This window comes from Gilliamella sp. LMG 34360 (assembly GCF_984568995.1).
Genome location: NZ_OZ474900.1, coordinates 2,801,815 through 2,817,532, shown reverse-complemented (window position 1 = coordinate 2,817,532; position 15,718 = coordinate 2,801,815). Strand labels below are relative to the sequence as shown.

11 protein-coding genes and 3 pseudogenes are annotated in these 15,718 nt (G+C 38.3%); 5 read left to right on the top strand and 9 right to left on the bottom strand.

Translation table 11 applies throughout. The features are described from left to right. Positions 1 to 522: 522 nt before the first annotated feature. The 4 genes and pseudogenes from AC5LW9_RS12665 to AC5LW9_RS12650 all read right to left on the bottom strand — a co-directional run bounded on the left by AC5LW9_RS12665 (position 523) and on the right by AC5LW9_RS12650 (position 2,749). The gene (locus AC5LW9_RS12665; protein WP_334323167.1) at positions 523 to 1,035 is read right to left on the bottom strand and encodes a GNAT family N-acetyltransferase; all 513 of its coding nucleotides are present in this window, start codon (positions 1,033 to 1,035) and stop codon (positions 523 to 525) included. Between the two features lie 173 nt (positions 1,036 to 1,208). Next, positions 1,209 to 1,475 (bottom strand): annotated as a pseudogene (locus AC5LW9_RS12660) (phage integrase central domain-containing protein); the annotation flags it as partial. A 43-nt stretch (positions 1,476 to 1,518) separates the two neighbouring features. Further along, positions 1,519 to 1,857, bottom strand: a pseudogene (locus AC5LW9_RS12655) (integrase arm-type DNA-binding domain-containing protein). 358 nt (positions 1,858 to 2,215) lie between these two features. Then, positions 2,216 to 2,749, bottom strand: a complete 534-nt coding sequence (locus tag AC5LW9_RS12650) for a DUF3916 domain-containing protein (RefSeq protein ID WP_411627914.1) — start codon at positions 2,747 to 2,749, stop codon at positions 2,216 to 2,218. Between the two features lie 379 nt (positions 2,750 to 3,128). On the opposite strand from AC5LW9_RS12650, the gene AC5LW9_RS12645 reads away from it, so the two are divergent. The 4 genes from AC5LW9_RS12645 to AC5LW9_RS12630 are packed head-to-tail and all read left to right on the top strand — an operon-like array spanning position 3,129 to position 10,173. Further along, complete coding sequence (locus AC5LW9_RS12645) at positions 3,129 to 4,805, top strand: type I restriction-modification system subunit M (protein WP_334323165.1); 1,677 nt, start codon at positions 3,129 to 3,131, stop codon at positions 4,803 to 4,805. Position 4,806: 1 nt separating this feature from the next. Beyond that, positions 4,807 to 6,012 (top strand): restriction endonuclease subunit S, encoded by a 1,206-nt coding sequence (locus AC5LW9_RS12640; protein WP_334323164.1) that lies wholly within the window; start codon positions 4,807 to 4,809, stop codon positions 6,010 to 6,012. 58 nt (positions 6,013 to 6,070) lie between these two features. Beyond that, positions 6,071 to 9,454 (top strand): type I restriction endonuclease subunit R, encoded by a 3,384-nt coding sequence (locus tag AC5LW9_RS12635; RefSeq protein WP_334323163.1) that lies wholly within the window; start codon positions 6,071 to 6,073, stop codon positions 9,452 to 9,454. Positions 9,455 to 9,471: 17 nt separating this feature from the next. After that, positions 9,472 to 10,173 (top strand): YgjP family zinc-dependent metalloprotease, encoded by a 702-nt coding sequence (locus tag AC5LW9_RS12630; protein WP_334323162.1) that lies wholly within the window; start codon positions 9,472 to 9,474, stop codon positions 10,171 to 10,173. A gap of 157 nt (positions 10,174 to 10,330) precedes the next feature. Here the strand turns inward: AC5LW9_RS12630 and AC5LW9_RS12625 are convergent, their stop codons facing one another. From AC5LW9_RS12625 to AC5LW9_RS12610, 4 genes and pseudogenes are all read right to left on the bottom strand, one after another. Further along, positions 10,331 to 11,278, bottom strand: coding sequence for a COG2958 family protein (locus AC5LW9_RS12625; protein ID WP_334323161.1), 948 nt, complete (start codon positions 11,276 to 11,278; stop codon positions 10,331 to 10,333). Positions 11,279 to 11,487: 209 nt separating this feature from the next. Then, positions 11,488 to 12,345 (bottom strand): annotated as a pseudogene (locus tag AC5LW9_RS12620) (phage integrase N-terminal domain-containing protein). Between the two features lie 151 nt (positions 12,346 to 12,496). Then, a complete protein-coding gene (locus AC5LW9_RS12615; RefSeq protein ID WP_493456012.1) occupies positions 12,497 to 12,718 on the bottom strand; it encodes a hypothetical protein in 222 nt (73 codons plus the stop codon). An 805-nt stretch (positions 12,719 to 13,523) separates the two neighbouring features. Next, positions 13,524 to 14,603: an MrcB family domain-containing protein gene (locus tag AC5LW9_RS12610; protein WP_493456011.1), complete on the bottom strand. Its 1,080-nt coding sequence runs from the start codon at positions 14,601 to 14,603 to the stop codon at positions 13,524 to 13,526. Between the two features lie 132 nt (positions 14,604 to 14,735). Between AC5LW9_RS12610 and AC5LW9_RS12605 the strand changes: the two genes are divergently transcribed. Beyond that, positions 14,736 to 14,936: a hypothetical protein gene (locus AC5LW9_RS12605; RefSeq protein WP_198236924.1), complete on the top strand. Its 201-nt coding sequence runs from the start codon at positions 14,736 to 14,738 to the stop codon at positions 14,934 to 14,936. A gap of 43 nt (positions 14,937 to 14,979) precedes the next feature. Here the strand turns inward: AC5LW9_RS12605 and AC5LW9_RS12600 are convergent, their stop codons facing one another. Further along, positions 14,980 to 15,132, bottom strand: coding sequence for a helix-turn-helix domain-containing protein (locus tag AC5LW9_RS12600; RefSeq protein WP_493456626.1), 153 nt, complete (start codon positions 15,130 to 15,132; stop codon positions 14,980 to 14,982). Positions 15,133 to 15,718 lie beyond the last annotated feature (586 nt).

Sequence of the window (15,718 nt, the reverse complement as noted above, 5' to 3'; positions counted from 1 at the left end):
TAACAGACAACGCACAACGATTTTTGTTGATGAATATTCAATATGTTATCCTATTTGGCTGGGATTATTCTTGCGAGACTGATCGTAATTTTTAATCAATAAAATTGTGTTTACAAGATTGCTCTCAAAATAGCGAAGCTTAGCTTACATCATACCGAAGCAAATCGTAAATTTGAACATCAATCCGGGGTTAGGTGGGATGGTGAACTTGATTATACTTTTTCTGACTACAAATTATTATCGCCATACAAACCTACTGAAGCATAAACAAAAAACAATTTCCTATTCACTCAATGCCAACATTGGAAAATTATCGTAATTTATGCATTGCATTCAACAATCAAATACAACATTCAAGTGCTAATATACAGCAGGAAAGTTGTGCCTAAAACAAGGAAGTGGCGATAAACAGTAACTTTTTTATAATTAGTTAGGTCTAAATATAAGCCCAAATGCCTCAAAAAAGTACGGTTAGGAAATTAGTTTGAGTAAAGCTTTACAGTATAAAGGTCTCAATAAACATCAAAGTAATTTATACATATGGTAATTTATCAGTACCTGATTTTTTCTGTATATTTTGTTAGTTCGCTTTATTTTAAACCCCCATTTTTTGAAAATTGGCATGGCCACTTTTGAAGCATCTACACTCAATTGTGAAAGCTTTTTCTGGTGCGCCAAGTCAAGCACATGGTCATAGAGTGTTCTAGCTATGCCACGCTTTTGAAAGTCAGGATGCACGTAAAAACAGTCTATGTAACCATCATCTTTAAGTTCAATAAACCCCGCAAGGCGTGAGCCAAAGATAGCCATCCAAGGCTGAGTGTTATCTAAACGTTTTAACCACATCTGATAATCTGGTGGTGTTGGGCACCATGCTTCTTGCTCTGCTTTGCTATAAATATCGGTATCAATAGCATGAATAGTCGAATGAAACAAATCGCATATTTCAGAGGCATAGTGTGAAGAATATGGTTTTACTTCGATTCTAGATGCAGTATCTCGTTTAAATTCTGTTGTATAACTTCGATGGTTCATTATCATGGTTCTCCTCATTTTGATGATGTTATTTTACCACCTTATTTGGTGTCCTGAATTATTAAACCACTACAAAGAAAACCTTTATATCTAGGAGGGGAGGGGCAAAAGTTCATAACGAAGCATCCTAAAAATCACCTATACACATTCATTCCAGCGCTAACCCGATTTTTTTAGTTTTTTGGCATTTGTCCTTTTGTAGGGCTTTCAAATGCATCTTTAATCTTGACTACTGGGTTAGCCTCAATTAAGCCTATATTCACAGCATAAAACATAATTTCATTAATGCGTTGGCAAAGCCTTTTAATCGTTTCTAATTTGCCACTTGCTCTTAATGGCTCCATAATTTTGATGAAGTCCTTTGCCTTTAATTTGAAGATGGAACTATTCCCGATGTAAGGAAAAATATGTAACTCTAATGAGTTCCAAATACCTTTTAATGTAACTTCATTTAGTCCTTTACTGCTTTTAACTTTAAACCAGTCAGTAGCTACATTTTTTAAATGTACTGGTTATTTCGTCTTGCTTGCGCTGTTCTATTTCCACCTTATGTTCTTGAGGATCTATACCTTGTTTAATTAATTCGCGCGCTTCGTCCCGTTGTTTTCGTGCTTGTTGTAGCGAAACTTCTGGATAACTGCCAAAACTTATTAATGCCACTTTTTAGGTATACGGGCGCGTATACTTAAAACGCCAAATCTTAGAGTTATTTACTTTGATTAAAAGATACATACCGCCACCATCGAATAATGAATAATCCTTATCTTTTAGCTTGGCTGCTTTTATTTGTGTATCGGTTAATGGTAGGGTTTTCCTTACCATAATGATTTTAGGTATAGGGGTTTTAGGTATATTGTATTTGTATACCTAAGCATATACCTAAAAAGTTGGTTGTAAATGTATCTTACTGGTGCTTAATGAATAACAAAATAGGCTTTAAGCCTTGTGTTTATTGATTTTGATGTGTTTTAAAGGATTTAAAAGAATGTTACTGAATAGTGAATTGGTGGGCTGGCGGGAGTTGAATTATTTTATAATCAATTGATTAATTAAAATAAAAATATTTTAATTTTTTTACGTGGTCCAATTTTGGTGCCAATAGGAAAAGTGAACTCATTTTATCATAATAATATAGATATTTTTATAATTCACAAAGTATGGATATCAGTAAATAACAAACTTAAATGACTTCACCAAAATACCAACGTTCAACAAAATACTCTTTATCTTCCCAGTCAACATCATTTCTTAAAACGCCTTTTTCGCTAAAACCCGCTGGTAATATTAATCCCCATTCTTGTGCTAAACTTCGATTCAAGGTAGTATCTAATTTTTCAGGCTCTCTATCCCAAGCTTCTGTATGAAATTGAAAATACTGTTCTGAAGTATAAATGCAGATTTCACTAGTAAACATATCAGGTAAACAAATCACATAAGTCACTCTATAATTCTTTAAATGTGGCGGTTTAGCCAGAAATATTTGATATGCTGCATCAATTAAAGATTGAGCACATTGTGCTTGTATAGTTTTATTAGTCTGCTTACCTTGAACCAATTGAATATGAACAGGAATTTTTATATTCCAATATCGTTCATTTTCTGAAATATCCATTGGAAAATAATTTTTGAAAGACTGTGACCAAGATGTTAAAGATCTTAATCTTCGCTTTTTACCTCTCAATTTTTTATTAGTTAAACATAATCTTCTCGCCATAAAATTTATTCGTCCATATTTAATGTATTTTCTTATAAAGTACATTATTTATAGATCAGCTAAAAATGAGTAAATTAAAATTTAACTATAATAAATAATCTTATTAAAAGGTTTGATACGATTATGATAGTTATCCTGATGATGACAATCTTCAAGTCGACTATATGATCGATTTAGATACCCACTTGTTTATCGGCCGGTTTATTAAGCAACATCCCTTATCCGTATTAGCCATTTAATATACTCCTCGCTGCCGATTAATTCCTCGTTTATCACAATTGACGGTACACTTAATGGTGATGTGTTGTATAATAACGGTAAATTTTATGCTTCGTTATTGCCTTGTAATCTAACGAAAAATAACCGCTTAGAGAATACTATGACAACCAATATCACCACCGAAAAAATCACGCTTGAAGAACTTAAAAGCTGGCTGTGGGGCAGTGCTAACATTATGCGTGGCACCGTCGACAGCAGCGATTTTAAAAACTACATTTTTGGTCTTATTTTTATTAAACGCCTGTCCGATGTGTTTGATGAACGAGTTACTCAGGTGATGAAAGCTGAAAACTGTACTATTGATGTTGCCCGAGAAATGATTCAACAAGATAATCCCGAACAATATGTACCAGAAGATGCCCGCTGGGAAAATCTGGTCAAGAAAACAGACAATATTGGCGAGTCGATTGATGAAGCCTTTGCTGAAATTGAGAGTCAAAATCCGTCACTTAATAAAGTGCTGACCGCTATTCAGTTTGGTGATAAAGACAAGCTCAGCAATGAATTGTTAATGCGCCTATTACGCCACTTTAACCAACATAAATTGGGTAATAACAACCTGTATAAAGCTGATTTACTGGGTGATGCCTACGAATATTTGATTGGTAAATTTGCCGATGATGCTGGTAAAAAAGGGGGCGAGTTCTATACCCCACACGGTGTAGTTGAACTGATTGTGAAATTGATTGATCCGCAGCCCGGTCATGAAATCTACGATCCAACCTGTGGTTGTGGCGGAATGCTGGTTGAAGCGGCTCGTTATATTAAAGAAACCTACCCCAATAACGGTGAGGTAATGGGCAAGCCTAACTGTAAGCTCTATGGGCAAGAAAAAAACTTAGGAACTTGGGCAATTGCTAACCTCAATATATTTTTACACAACTTAGCCGGTGAAATTGAGCGTGGTGATACTTTAGTCAACCCTAAACATTTGGACAAAAATGAGGGTTTAAAAAATTTCGATCGTGTGATTGCTAATCCACCATTTTCACAAAGCGAATGGTGGGAACCGCTTGAAGTTAATAAAGAAATTAAAGTAGATAAAGACGGTAAAGAAAAAGAAATTCCACCGAAATATAATAAAGACCTCAAAGATCGCTACGGCCGTTTTGGCTTAGGCATTGCACCACGAACCAAAGCTGATTTAGCATTTGTACAACATATGATCGCCTCAACCCGTGAAGATGGCTGCATTGGTGTGGTTGTGCCCCATGGCGTGCTGTTCCGTGAAGGTGATGAAGGTAAAATCCGTCAAGGCTTACTGGTGGGTAAAGACGGCGTTAAAGGCGATTTAATTGAAGCCATTATCGGTTTACCGACATCGTTGTTCTTTAATACCGGTATCGCCGCCGCAATTTTAGTGATAAACAAGGCAAAACCAGCGGTACTGAAAGATAAAGTCATTTTTATTGATGCCTCTGCCGACTTTGAAAACGGCAAAAATATGAACCAATTACGTGATGAAGATATAACCCGCATCACCTCCGCCTTTAAGCAGGCAAAAAAGACATTGATTGATGCCGGTGAACAAACCACATCATCACTAAAAGAATTATTGAAATCCATTGAAGTAGAAAAATACCTGCGCGTAGTCGAAATGAGTGAGATTATCGCTAATGATTTTAATTTAAATATTAGTCGGTATATTGATACTTCAATACAAGAAATATCAGTGAATATTCATAATGTACTTGAGCGGTCTAGACACATTGAAGAAAAACTAGCTATCACTGATGCTAAATTGTCTCAGATGCTAAAAATACTGGGAATAGACTAGTATGAAAATCGAGAAATGGAAGTTTATAGCTCTTTGCGAATGTATTGAGCAGATAATTGATTTCCGAGGGAAAACCCCAAAAAAAATAGGTATGGATTGGGGGGGAGGAAATATAAAGGCTCTTTCCGCCAATAATGTAAAACAAGGCTACATCGATTTTACAAGAGAATGTTATGTTGCTTCCGAAGCATTATATGATGCTTGGATGACAAAAGGAGATTGTAAAAAGGATGATATTATTTTCACAATGGAAGCACCATTAGGGAATGTTGCTCTATTACCTGATAATAATAAATATATTTTGAGTCAACGGGTTATTTTAATTAAAACAAATGAACTAGTAGAAAATAAGTTTCTTTATCATTTCATGACATCAGAGCAATTTCAAAATCAGCTATTAGTAAATGCGACTGGTTCTACAGCAAAAGGGATTAAACAAACTAGATTAATTAAACTTAAAGTTGCATTACCACCTAAACCAGAACAACAAAAAATCGCTGAAATTCTCTCGACCGTGGATAAAAAAATTGACCTTATCGACCAGAAAATCACTGAAACCCAACAACTAAAAACCGGTTTAATGCAGAAGCTCTTTTCCGAAGGTGTAGGCGTTCAAGATAAAGAGGGTAATTGGGTGCCTCATAGCGATTTTAATAAAAATACTCATAAGCCCAGTTTATGGACTATGAATCATTTCATTAAATTTTTTGAATTACAAAGAGGTTATGATTTACCTGTTCAAACTCGAGTACATGGCAGCTTTCCTATAATTGGTTCGAATGGAATAGTTGGCTATCATAATGAATCCAGAGCTAATTGTGGTGTAGTAACTGGTCGTTCGGGTACTCTTGGCAAAATTTATTATTGTGATATACCTCATTGGCCTTTAAATACTTCTCTTTATGTTAAAAACTATACTGATAATGATAAATTGTTTTGTTATTATTTTTTACAGAATTTTAATATTGCTCGATTTGGGACAGGAACAGGTGTGCCTACATTAAATAGAAATATTGTTCATAAACAAATGATATCAATACCACCATTATCTGAACAACAAAAAATCGCTGAAATTCTTTCCACCGTCGACCAAAAACTCGATCTACTAAGCCAACAAAAAGCTGAAACCCAACAATTAAAAAAAGGCTTGATGCAAAAACTGCTAACGGGTGAGTGGCGGGTGCCGTTGGTTAAAATGGAAAGTTAAATAACAAGGTGCGTGACTATCAACAAATCGTTTAAACATCATCGTCAAGGAAACGGATATGTCAGATAAAGCTGTCTCTTCAAACCCTGAACTGATTGGCGTAGAGCGCCCAGCTATCGAGTGGCTAAAACAGCTTGGCTATCAGCATATCAAGGGTCATCAAGTGGTACAAAGCTCTCGTTCAGAGCCACTTATTTTAGACGATGTATTAACCGAACGGCTACATGCACTTAACCCGTGGCTGGCAAAGGTACCCGATGGTGCCAATAAAGCCATTAAACAGCTACGGGATATCTGGTTTGAGCAGAGTAATGACTTATTGCTGGCCAATCGGGCTTTTTGGCAAGATGTGTTATTCCAGTCAAACCTGCAAGAGAAAGATCAAGATGGCCGTAAACGCAGTATCCACTTTATTGATCGAAGTGGTTCAGCCAACAACTGTTTTCATGTTGTCGACCAATATGTGGGCAAAAATAGCCATGATGATAGTTTTAAACCCGATCTGTTATTATTGATTAATGGCTTACCGCTAGCATTGATTGAATGTAAAGCCAGCAGTGTGAAACTGAGTAAAGGTATTGCTCAGATTGATGGTTATCAACAAGCCTTTGATCACCATTTTGCCTTTAATATGGTCTGTGCCGCCATCAATCGTAGTCAGGCTAAATACGGTGCTATTTTTACTCCAGAGCAGTTTTATCTCAACTATAAGTTAGCCCCCAATAAACCTGATGAAAAGGCTATTCTCACTCAGCTAAAACAGCAGCTCGGCAAAGCCCCTAATGAACAAGAGATACTCCTTTGGGCACTGTTCGAACCTGCTCGTTTTGTACGTTTAACCTGTTTTTATCCACTGTTTGAAGTAGAAGACGGTCGGATGATAAAAAAACTGCCCCGGTATCAGCAATGGCGAGCGGTTGAAAAAACCTTACAGCGATTGCAAGGCCAAGATCCAGACTTAATCGGTAAGGCATTAGGTGGGGTGATCTGGCATACTCAGGGCAGCGGTAAATCCCTCACGATGGCGCTGTTAGCACGTTTGATGCGAGCTGAACTGTCCAAATTTAACAATCCTAGTATTTTGGTACTGACAGACCGAACCGATCTGGACAGGCAAATACATAATACCTTTACCAATGTTGGTCTGGAAACCACCAAAGCCGATTCCGTCGCTGGGCTTGAAGCGATGCTCAGCAATGACTATGGCACCATCTTTACCTCAACCGTGCAGAAGTTTCAAGAAAGCGATGGCAAGCAGATTACGGCGGCGAAAGAATCCGAGAACAGCGAACAGAGTGATGAGCCTCAAGGGGCAAAAAATCGCGTTCGTCGACGCTTAAAACGCCTTGAAGATGGTACCGATGAGTGCTGGATTGTTAAAGAAACTAACTTAAACTTTGGTTTACTTGACGTGCAAGGTCAGCCATTAAGGGCTAAATGGCATAAAGAGAGCGAAGAGAAAGTCGATTTCCGCGTATTGAGCACTAAATCTAACTTTTTTGTGCTGGTGGACGAGGCTCATCGTAGCCAATATGGCTTTTTGGCCGCCTTTATGCGGGCATCATTGCCCAATGCTAAATTTATTGCCTTTACCGGCACGCCTTTATTTAACGAGGATAAAAATACGTTGGGCGAATTTGGTGGTAAAACCTATATCGATACCTATCGCCTGGATGAAGCGGTCGCAGATGGTGCCACATTGCCGATAAAATATCAGGAAGGTATGGCGCAATGGAGCAGTGATGGTAAGTTAAAGCACGCTTTTGAAGACCAGTTTGGTCAGGAACCATTAGCGCGTCAAAAGAAGCTCAAACAAGCGTTACTTAAAAAGCGCCGCGGTGCTCTCGGCCGTATTGAGGAAAACGCCAAACATCTTATTGAACACTTTTTGACTGGGGTGAAATCCCGAGGTTTTAAAGCCCTGTTGGTGTGCGATGGCCGTGATATGGCGGTGCGTTATAAAGATGTTATTGATAGCATCATGGCAGCACGTAAGGCGCAAGGATTGGCTACGTTTGACAGCCGGGTGGTGGTTTCACTAGGCAGCATCACAACTAACCGCTCGGGTGCCAGTGAACAACAGGCTTATTATGCCCGTGGCGGTAATAAGCCACTGGAGACGATTGAAGAACGCATTAAACGTGAATTACGTGAAGGTAACGTTCCCGTTGCGGTGCTGAGTGATGAGATTCCGACACTGGTCAATACCGAGTTTAAACTCCCTTATGGTGATGAATCCAGCAATAATGCGGATGATAATGCCAAAGTCAATAATATTGGTTTGTTGATTGTATCAGATATGTTGCTTACTGGCTGGGATGCGCCGATTGTGAGTACACTTTATCTGGATAAGCCATTAAAACAACATACGCTACTACAAGCCATTGCTCGCGTTAATCGTACCCGTAAAGGTAAAAAAGCGGGCTATATTGTCGATTACTTTGGCATTGTTGAATACCTTGATGAGGCGTTAAAAGTGTATGGCGGTGATGTATTACCAGAACAGATATGGACCGATACTGACGCGGAGCTACCCAAACTCCAGGCCGCCCTCAGTAAAGTACAAAGTATTCTGCCCAACAAGCATAATCTACTTGAACAGCCAGAACATTATAAAGAAGATGCCGATCTTTATCTCGATCCGGATGTACGACTGGATATTGTTGAGGAATTTTTAGGCGCATTAACGGAATTTAACCGTCGTTTAGATATTGTTTTACCCGATGAGCGCTGCGTTCCCTTCAAACCTTACTTTCAAGTGTTTAATGAAATTAAGTTACAGTTGCGTAATAAAATGCCAGACAGCGCCGATGTTGTTCGACTTACCGCTTCGGAATCGGAATTACTCAAAACCATGCTGGATGAACATATTGAGGCCAGTGAAGTACAAAGCTTATTAGGCCGTGAGATATCGATTTTGGATGTGGCGGATATGGATTTATTACGCAAACAAAAAAGCGCTAGCAGTGCCGCTTTAGTGATGAAGAACAAACTGAAATATACCATTCAAACTGGTAAAAGTAAGGATCCGAGCTTCTTTGGTGATTTAGAGCTTGAATTGGAACAACTGATTAATGACGAGCGAGCGGGTCGCCTTGAGCAAGCTGCTTTTTTAGAACAGTTAGAACTATTCACCCAACGTATTCGTGATAAAGATACTCAGCCCGCGGAACTAGGATTAAACACTGCCGTAGAAAGAGCCGTGTTTCGTTATTTGCTAAAACAAGTTGATGAAGCGGAAGCATTAGCTTGGACGAAAAACTTATTTGCTCATCCAGAAATAGTGAAAGTAATGGCATCGCCTATATGGAAAAAACAAACGGATATTCACAGTGAAATTAAAAAAGTGATGAGAACAATGTTACGAGGATTGGCAGGGTGGGATCTGACCGTTGCCAATCAGCATATAAAAGAGATATTTGCGTTAATGTTAAGTAATTAGCTGATGGGGTATGACTGATGCCTATTTTTCAATATGGAACCACCGCCATTGAATGGGAGTTCAAAGTTGATTCTACTTTGGCTCACCACTATGTGACGGTTGAACGTAATAAAAATGTTCTGCTACATGGCCCCAAAGTCACCTTAGAAGAACAAGAGGCGTTAATTCGTTATCGTGCTAAATGGATAAAATCGCGTCTTGCTGATGTCAATCAGCCACTTAAAGAGGAAATTGTTACCGGCAGCCGCGCGCTATATGGTGGGCGGACATTTTATTGCCAGGTAATCCCATCGCCAGAACTTTCTTTCCCTGAAATCAGTTTTAATCAAAGTCGTTTTAACGTCTTATCGCCAGAGGGACATTTTGTTAGTCATCGCCTTTTTGGTGTTGCTCTGGAATACTTTTATCAGCAAAAAGCACAACAGAAACTAGGTTCACGCATTCGCCACTGGCAACGAGAAACCGGATTAGAGGCGATGTTTTGGCGGGTGAAACCGTTTGAAGCGCGCTGGGCAAACTGTACTGAAAATAATGTGATTGAATTCAATCCACGTTGTATGGCATTATCTACTCGTCAAATAGATTATATTATTATCCACGAACTCTGCCATATTGTAGAGAAACGTCATAATAAAACATTTTGGCAGCTTGTTGGTCAATATTGCCCTGATTGGAAGATTCGGCATAACGAGATAGAGGCTCAAGGAATGAATTTATAATCGACAACTAATAATTTGGGTTTGTTTATATTTTAAATATCTTACTAAACTGAAGGTATTTATGTTCTTTTTTTATTATGCACAATCAGTTTGTTAGAATTATCACACTATTGAGAGAGATATTTTTTTATAAAAAATTTCATATCTTAATTAAATGTTATTTAACCACAACACAATCCCAATCAAAGGCCTTTATCTCACCCGTTTGATAAAACTGTTTCACCAATTTAATATAGTGATTAAAATCTTTATTTTCTCGAGCCAGTCGACTACACGAGTCCCAATCAATAATATTTTTTTCTTGAGCAGGGATTAGAATTTGGCTTTCTGAAGGATTTTCCACATCTAATTTAATGACGCCAATACCATGTGCTGCGCACAGCACTCTGAGCTCTTTTAACGTTTCGCTGCCGGTAATTTGTGCAGTGACAAGATATCCAAAATTTGCCCACGAAGAGTTAGAAACAGCTTGGAAAAAGCCTTCTCGCACATTAGACATATTGAGCAGTATTTTCACTTCAAATGACCATAGTTTGCTACGTTGGTCGGCATAAAGTTTAACGCACTCTTTGACTAAATCATTCCAATCAGTACTGAGATCCTCTAAGCCAACAATATCGGGATGCAGCCATATATTGCCATTTTTACCCATTTTATTCGATGAGGTTTTTTCATCAATACGTTTAGAGTACACATTAAGTTCATCGTGAAGGTATTGGCTTAATAATGGATAGAGATCGTGTTCGCTGTAACCATTTTTCTCCGTTTGGGTTTGTTCTGACCGTTTTTTTGTCGATAGATGCTCAGCATCTAGCACTTCTGCTTCATCGGATTTTTGTGAAAAGTAATACTTTTTTGGACGACCTTCAGTGGTCTTAATTTCTGGGTGTTTTTTCTGTAATAACGGTCGCTGCGCACCAATTTCAGCGGCAATTTGGGCAATAACATCATCATCAGTCATTAAACGTTCACTAGCCTGTTTTTTCTCAGCGCAAGCTTCCGGATTATGTGTAAATATCAACTGAGCCAACTGCCTAGCGGTAAGCTGTTTTTGTGGTTGCTGTTTAAGCATGGTAAAAACAGTTTTCCTGAGATTTAATGCCATGATTTTTCGCCATCCTTTTAAGGTTTTATTCACCTAATGATGTGTAATTATATCATTTATTTTTCATAACCATATACTCTCTCATATTTTTAGTTATGTATTAGCAATATTATTACATGCGTCAATTGTGATAACTTGTTTGTAATAGAGCGATTCTCTTTGATATTAACCGTGGAAAATCGGATATTTTTGTCGCATAAAACACTCCACTACCCCAAATAAACCCTAACTACCTCAATCCGCTCATGGCCAAGTTCTCTGCTAATTACCTGCCGAGCCCATTGATCTTTGATTTGCTGTTCTGGTGTGAGTTCTTTACTGGTGAGTCCACCTGCTTTAGGTGATTTCCAGCCGGTGAGCGTTTCGTATCGAGTCTGCGCGTAAGCGTGCCTTAGGCCGTGCATTTTGTTGAGTCCGACTTTTTGGCATTGTCCGTCATAGGTGTTGCGTTGTTGGTTGTAGCTTTTATTGGCAGGAATTAGCGAGCCTTTGCCGGCAAAGTCGTGGATTTGGTTTAGGGGCTCGCGCTGCTCGGCGGTTAATATGGGGACGATTCGTTGCCGCCCCCTTTTGTCCAACTGCCTTTGAGTAATAGGTGATCGTCTTGGTCAGCGTAGGTAGTTTGGAACTTGATCGACTCTTCCCATCGTAAGCTGGATGTTTGTTGTAAGCGTGAACTCATTTGTACATAAGGATCGCTAATTTGGGTTAGGGTCTGCTCGTTAAGATGTATCGCTTTATTTTCTTGCGTTACATATTGCCGATGTTCGATACCCAGTTGAATGTTATCTTTGGTGATGACGCTACTTTTGCCGAATTTTTCCGCCCACCAACGTAGGTGTGCCATGCGTTTTTTATGGTGCCAATCGATAAATCTTGCGCCTGCTACTGTGCAACTAAATCACTAACGTGCGTTTGAGCGAACTCGCGTTCATGCGCTTAAAACCACCGCTTTTAAGCTGTTTGCTAATCAACGTTAAGGCGGTTAGCCGTTCAGCTTGGGTGGCATGGCTGCCATCTTTATTACATTGACATAAACCGCGCAAATCATACGTCAGATTATCGATGTTTACCTCTCTTTACGCATTTGCTGAAAACAATATGGTTAGTGTTAATGCCCATTTATTACCCGAAGTAATAAATTATCTGTCAGCAGATCGCAGGGCTGAATATTCAGCACATTCAAGGTCTCTTATGAGATGTTTATGCGTTAGCTTGTCAGCCAATCACATAAAGTTGATGTTTAAAATTTAATGAACTCCCTTTGAGTGTCGGAATTATCGGCTCAGGGATAACGCAGTTGTGAAGATGAATAAAACGCGTTATGCCATAAGTCAGATAATGGCGAGTGATGTTAAAATAACGACTTAAATAAGTCGCCTCTGCCTCGTTTGTTTGGGTATTAAGTCGTGCGCTAACGGGAATCGCACTTTGGGTCATGGTTTATTCGGCCAACGACCGAACAGTGGCTTAAAAAACTGCCGCTCTGGGTTTACGTGTTGCACTAGCACGTCTTTTAAACTGATTATAACAAGGGTTAATTGCTTGTAAATAGTGGCTTTGTGTAAAGGACTACCATGGACGAGTTTGGACTAAAAATAATTTTTAAAGATTGTTTTTTAATATAGTTTTTATGGACTTTGGCTACCTGATTAGCGAGTTAGGTTAAGATTTTGTAGTTCTGTCATCTTATCGTAAAACGTAATGTCATCGGCTGATTTTGGCTCAGGATCGATAACGCTCACCATAACATCATCACACTAACCACGTTTTGTTTTTTTGAAATATAAAATGTACATAACCACTAAATACAGCAAATTAAAAATAATAATTATACCTAGCGTATCGAGTATAGAATATACCACATCGAGCATCTCTGAGATATCGGTTGCCATTTCTATTTGATATTTAACCGTCAGAGAACAACCGATAAGTATAAATAATTCAACTATAACGACCATAACCATAAAAATTATCATAAATATTTTCATAATTAGCCTTTCTCCTATTTTTAATTTGCTGATGAATTGCAAAAGCCGCATTCATCAAAGTTATAGAAGCATAACCGATTGCCGCGATAGTATCAGCAGAGTGCCAAACTTTTTACATCATAACCATTTCCCGAACTATTTCCATTAAATAAAGAAACTTATTCATGACATCTATTTATTACGAACAATATCAACTTGTTATTCATGCACAAAAAGAAGCGAGAATTAAACAAAATATGACTGTAAAACGAGTTCTATTCCGAGAGATCGTGTTTATAGAATTCTTTCAGCTGTTTTAGCGTGACTAGGATAAGATCTTTTGCCAAAAGTGTTTCTCGCTGATGTAAAAAATTTTCTAGATGAGGTTTTTTATCATTCCAAGTCCCATAATGCAGTAGACGGTGGCAGTTTGGGCAGAGCACAATAATATTGGATAAAACATCTAATGAAAACTTAAATTTATTTCTTTGGCTAAGCGGAATAAAGTGATGAGCTTCAACATAAGGCTTCTTTGTCGCGTTTGAAATAAATGTTTGGTGATTTGGGTCAATCTGACATTTAAAGTCAGCATTACATAACGCTTGAGCGGCTATATTTGGGTCACGCACTGGAGAATTTACCATGTAAGTTGATTCTTTTGGCTCTTTCACCATACTGCTATTCTGAGACATTAACTTTGCTGCTTTTTGCTGAGTTAGCAGTTGATAATTATCTTCGTTATTTGCGATGATATCTCGTATATTTTTACCGACATGATTAAACAACTGCTCATAATGGCCGAGTAGGATCTCAACATGTTGCTCAAACTGCTTTTGCGTCGGTAAGTTGGACTTTTCATAGTAGAAGGCTTCAATATTGCCTTTTTCATAGCACTGGCCTAAATTCCCCTCTGCTTTTAAGTTAATATTGCCCTTAATTGCTTCGGCATGAGGAGTAAAATAATTTAGCGCTTGCTTGGCCACCTTCTGCATTCTTTGTAAAGCGTTTGCTTGACCGTAGGTTTCAACATAGCTGGTTACTCCCTGGTTTAACGAAAGATAACATGATTGCATATCTTGCGAGAAAAGCAGGACAATATAGTATCCTCTGCGCGCTGATTCAGTGATGTTTTGATTAAAGATGGCGACCCAAGGGATTCTAGCTAAATTCCCTTCACCATAAGAACCTTTTACGCGAAAGGGATTTTTTCTATTTTCTTTTTGTATAGTAGCGTTGAGGATTTTAGGAATAGTATGTTTAATCGCGATTTGCTCAATTCGCGTTGGTTTTTTAGATGATTTGGTTGAGGCTAGTAAATCCTGATAGTTATCTAAAACATCCTTTAATTCTTTCATACTAATATCATTATATTGTGATTTGTATTCCAATAATTATAAAAGGGATCTGTTGTTAATGGAATAAGTTAGTTGATTTAGTAAGTCATATAGATAAGATTAAAGGGTTATGAATAAACTGAATATTAGTGAATGATACCATTCAAAGTCAAATTTCTAGATCAAAAATTTTGCCCCTTATCATGTGGCGATCATGTCGATAATCAATGTGAAAATGACGGTATTATTTGGGATTGCCGTCGCCGTCACTGCGAAGCAGTGACGGCTGTATTCATACTGTGGCTTGGTATGTTTACTGAACTTAAAACCATTGCTTTTATCCGCATTCTTTAATTAGCAATACCCTATTTTTGTTGGCATAACGAGAAGGCCAAATCTACTTTGGCTCGATACCGAGTATATTCGCGATAATCAATTCGCCTTTTTTCCACGGGCGGACGAGTGCGTTGGCAAGTGTTGACGGCGCATAGCCTGATTTCCTTGATAACGCGGAGAGTGATGTTCCTTTCTTTTTCAATGCTGCGATGATATCGGCAGAATGTCAGTCTTGTTGTTTCATATAATCAGCCTGTTGATAGATATTAAATAAGTGGGACAAGTATCTATCAAATCAAAAAACATCCCAAAATAGGATATTTTTACTATCTGGATTCGCATTTGGATGTTGAATGTAAGACCGATTTTTGATTGAAACGTACCCCATTCAGGGAGGAACGTTTGCAAAGTTTGAAAGCAATTTCGATTAAATGATGATTTATGAATGATTCGATGTAAGTTTGGTCGCGGAAAATTTCAGTGCTTAACTTAAAATCACAGCACGCGCCCGTCAAAGGGAATGCCGCATTCCCTTTGCAATCCCGCTCTCGACCTGAAAAGACCGATAACTGTGTCATTACCCTCCTCATGCAGTCAAGTTAACGCACCAGCGTTGAATTTTTCCAGAAAATGCAACGCCTATCACAACATCCCTGTTGCTCATGCTACTTGCCAGCTTTCGTCGGACGTCTTTAACTGTCGAAATAAGAGCAAGGGATTTTGGTTTTGTGAGGTTGATCGCAATTTTATGATGAATTAATTTTCTATTTACGAGTTAGCTCGCAACTTTATGCAGATAG

Excerpts from the sequence above, each read along its gene's own strand:
- AC5LW9_RS12640 (WP_334323164.1), top strand. The coding sequence starts at position 4,807 with ATGAAAATCGAGAAATGGAAGTTTATAGCTCTTTGCGAATGTATTGAG.
- AC5LW9_RS12605 (WP_198236924.1), top strand. The coding sequence starts at position 14,736 with ATGATACCATTCAAAGTCAAATTTCTAGATCAAAAATTTTGCCCCTTA.
- AC5LW9_RS12610 (WP_493456011.1), bottom strand. The coding sequence starts at position 14,603 with ATGAAAGAATTAAAGGATGTTTTAGATAACTATCAGGATTTACTAGCC.
- AC5LW9_RS12650 (WP_411627914.1), bottom strand. The coding sequence starts at position 2,749 with ATGGCGAGAAGATTATGTTTAACTAATAAAAAATTGAGAGGTAAAAAG.
- AC5LW9_RS12645 (WP_334323165.1), top strand. The coding sequence starts at position 3,129 with ATGACAACCAATATCACCACCGAAAAAATCACGCTTGAAGAACTTAAA.
- AC5LW9_RS12615 (WP_493456012.1), bottom strand. The coding sequence starts at position 12,718 with ATGACCCAAAGTGCGATTCCCGTTAGCGCACGACTTAATACCCAAACA.
- AC5LW9_RS12635 (WP_334323163.1), top strand. The coding sequence starts at position 6,071 with ATGTCAGATAAAGCTGTCTCTTCAAACCCTGAACTGATTGGCGTAGAG.
- AC5LW9_RS12665 (WP_334323167.1), bottom strand. The coding sequence starts at position 1,035 with ATGAACCATCGAAGTTATACAACAGAATTTAAACGAGATACTGCATCT.
- AC5LW9_RS12630 (WP_334323162.1), top strand. The coding sequence starts at position 9,472 with ATGCCTATTTTTCAATATGGAACCACCGCCATTGAATGGGAGTTCAAA.
- AC5LW9_RS12625 (WP_334323161.1), bottom strand. The coding sequence starts at position 11,278 with ATGGCATTAAATCTCAGGAAAACTGTTTTTACCATGCTTAAACAGCAA.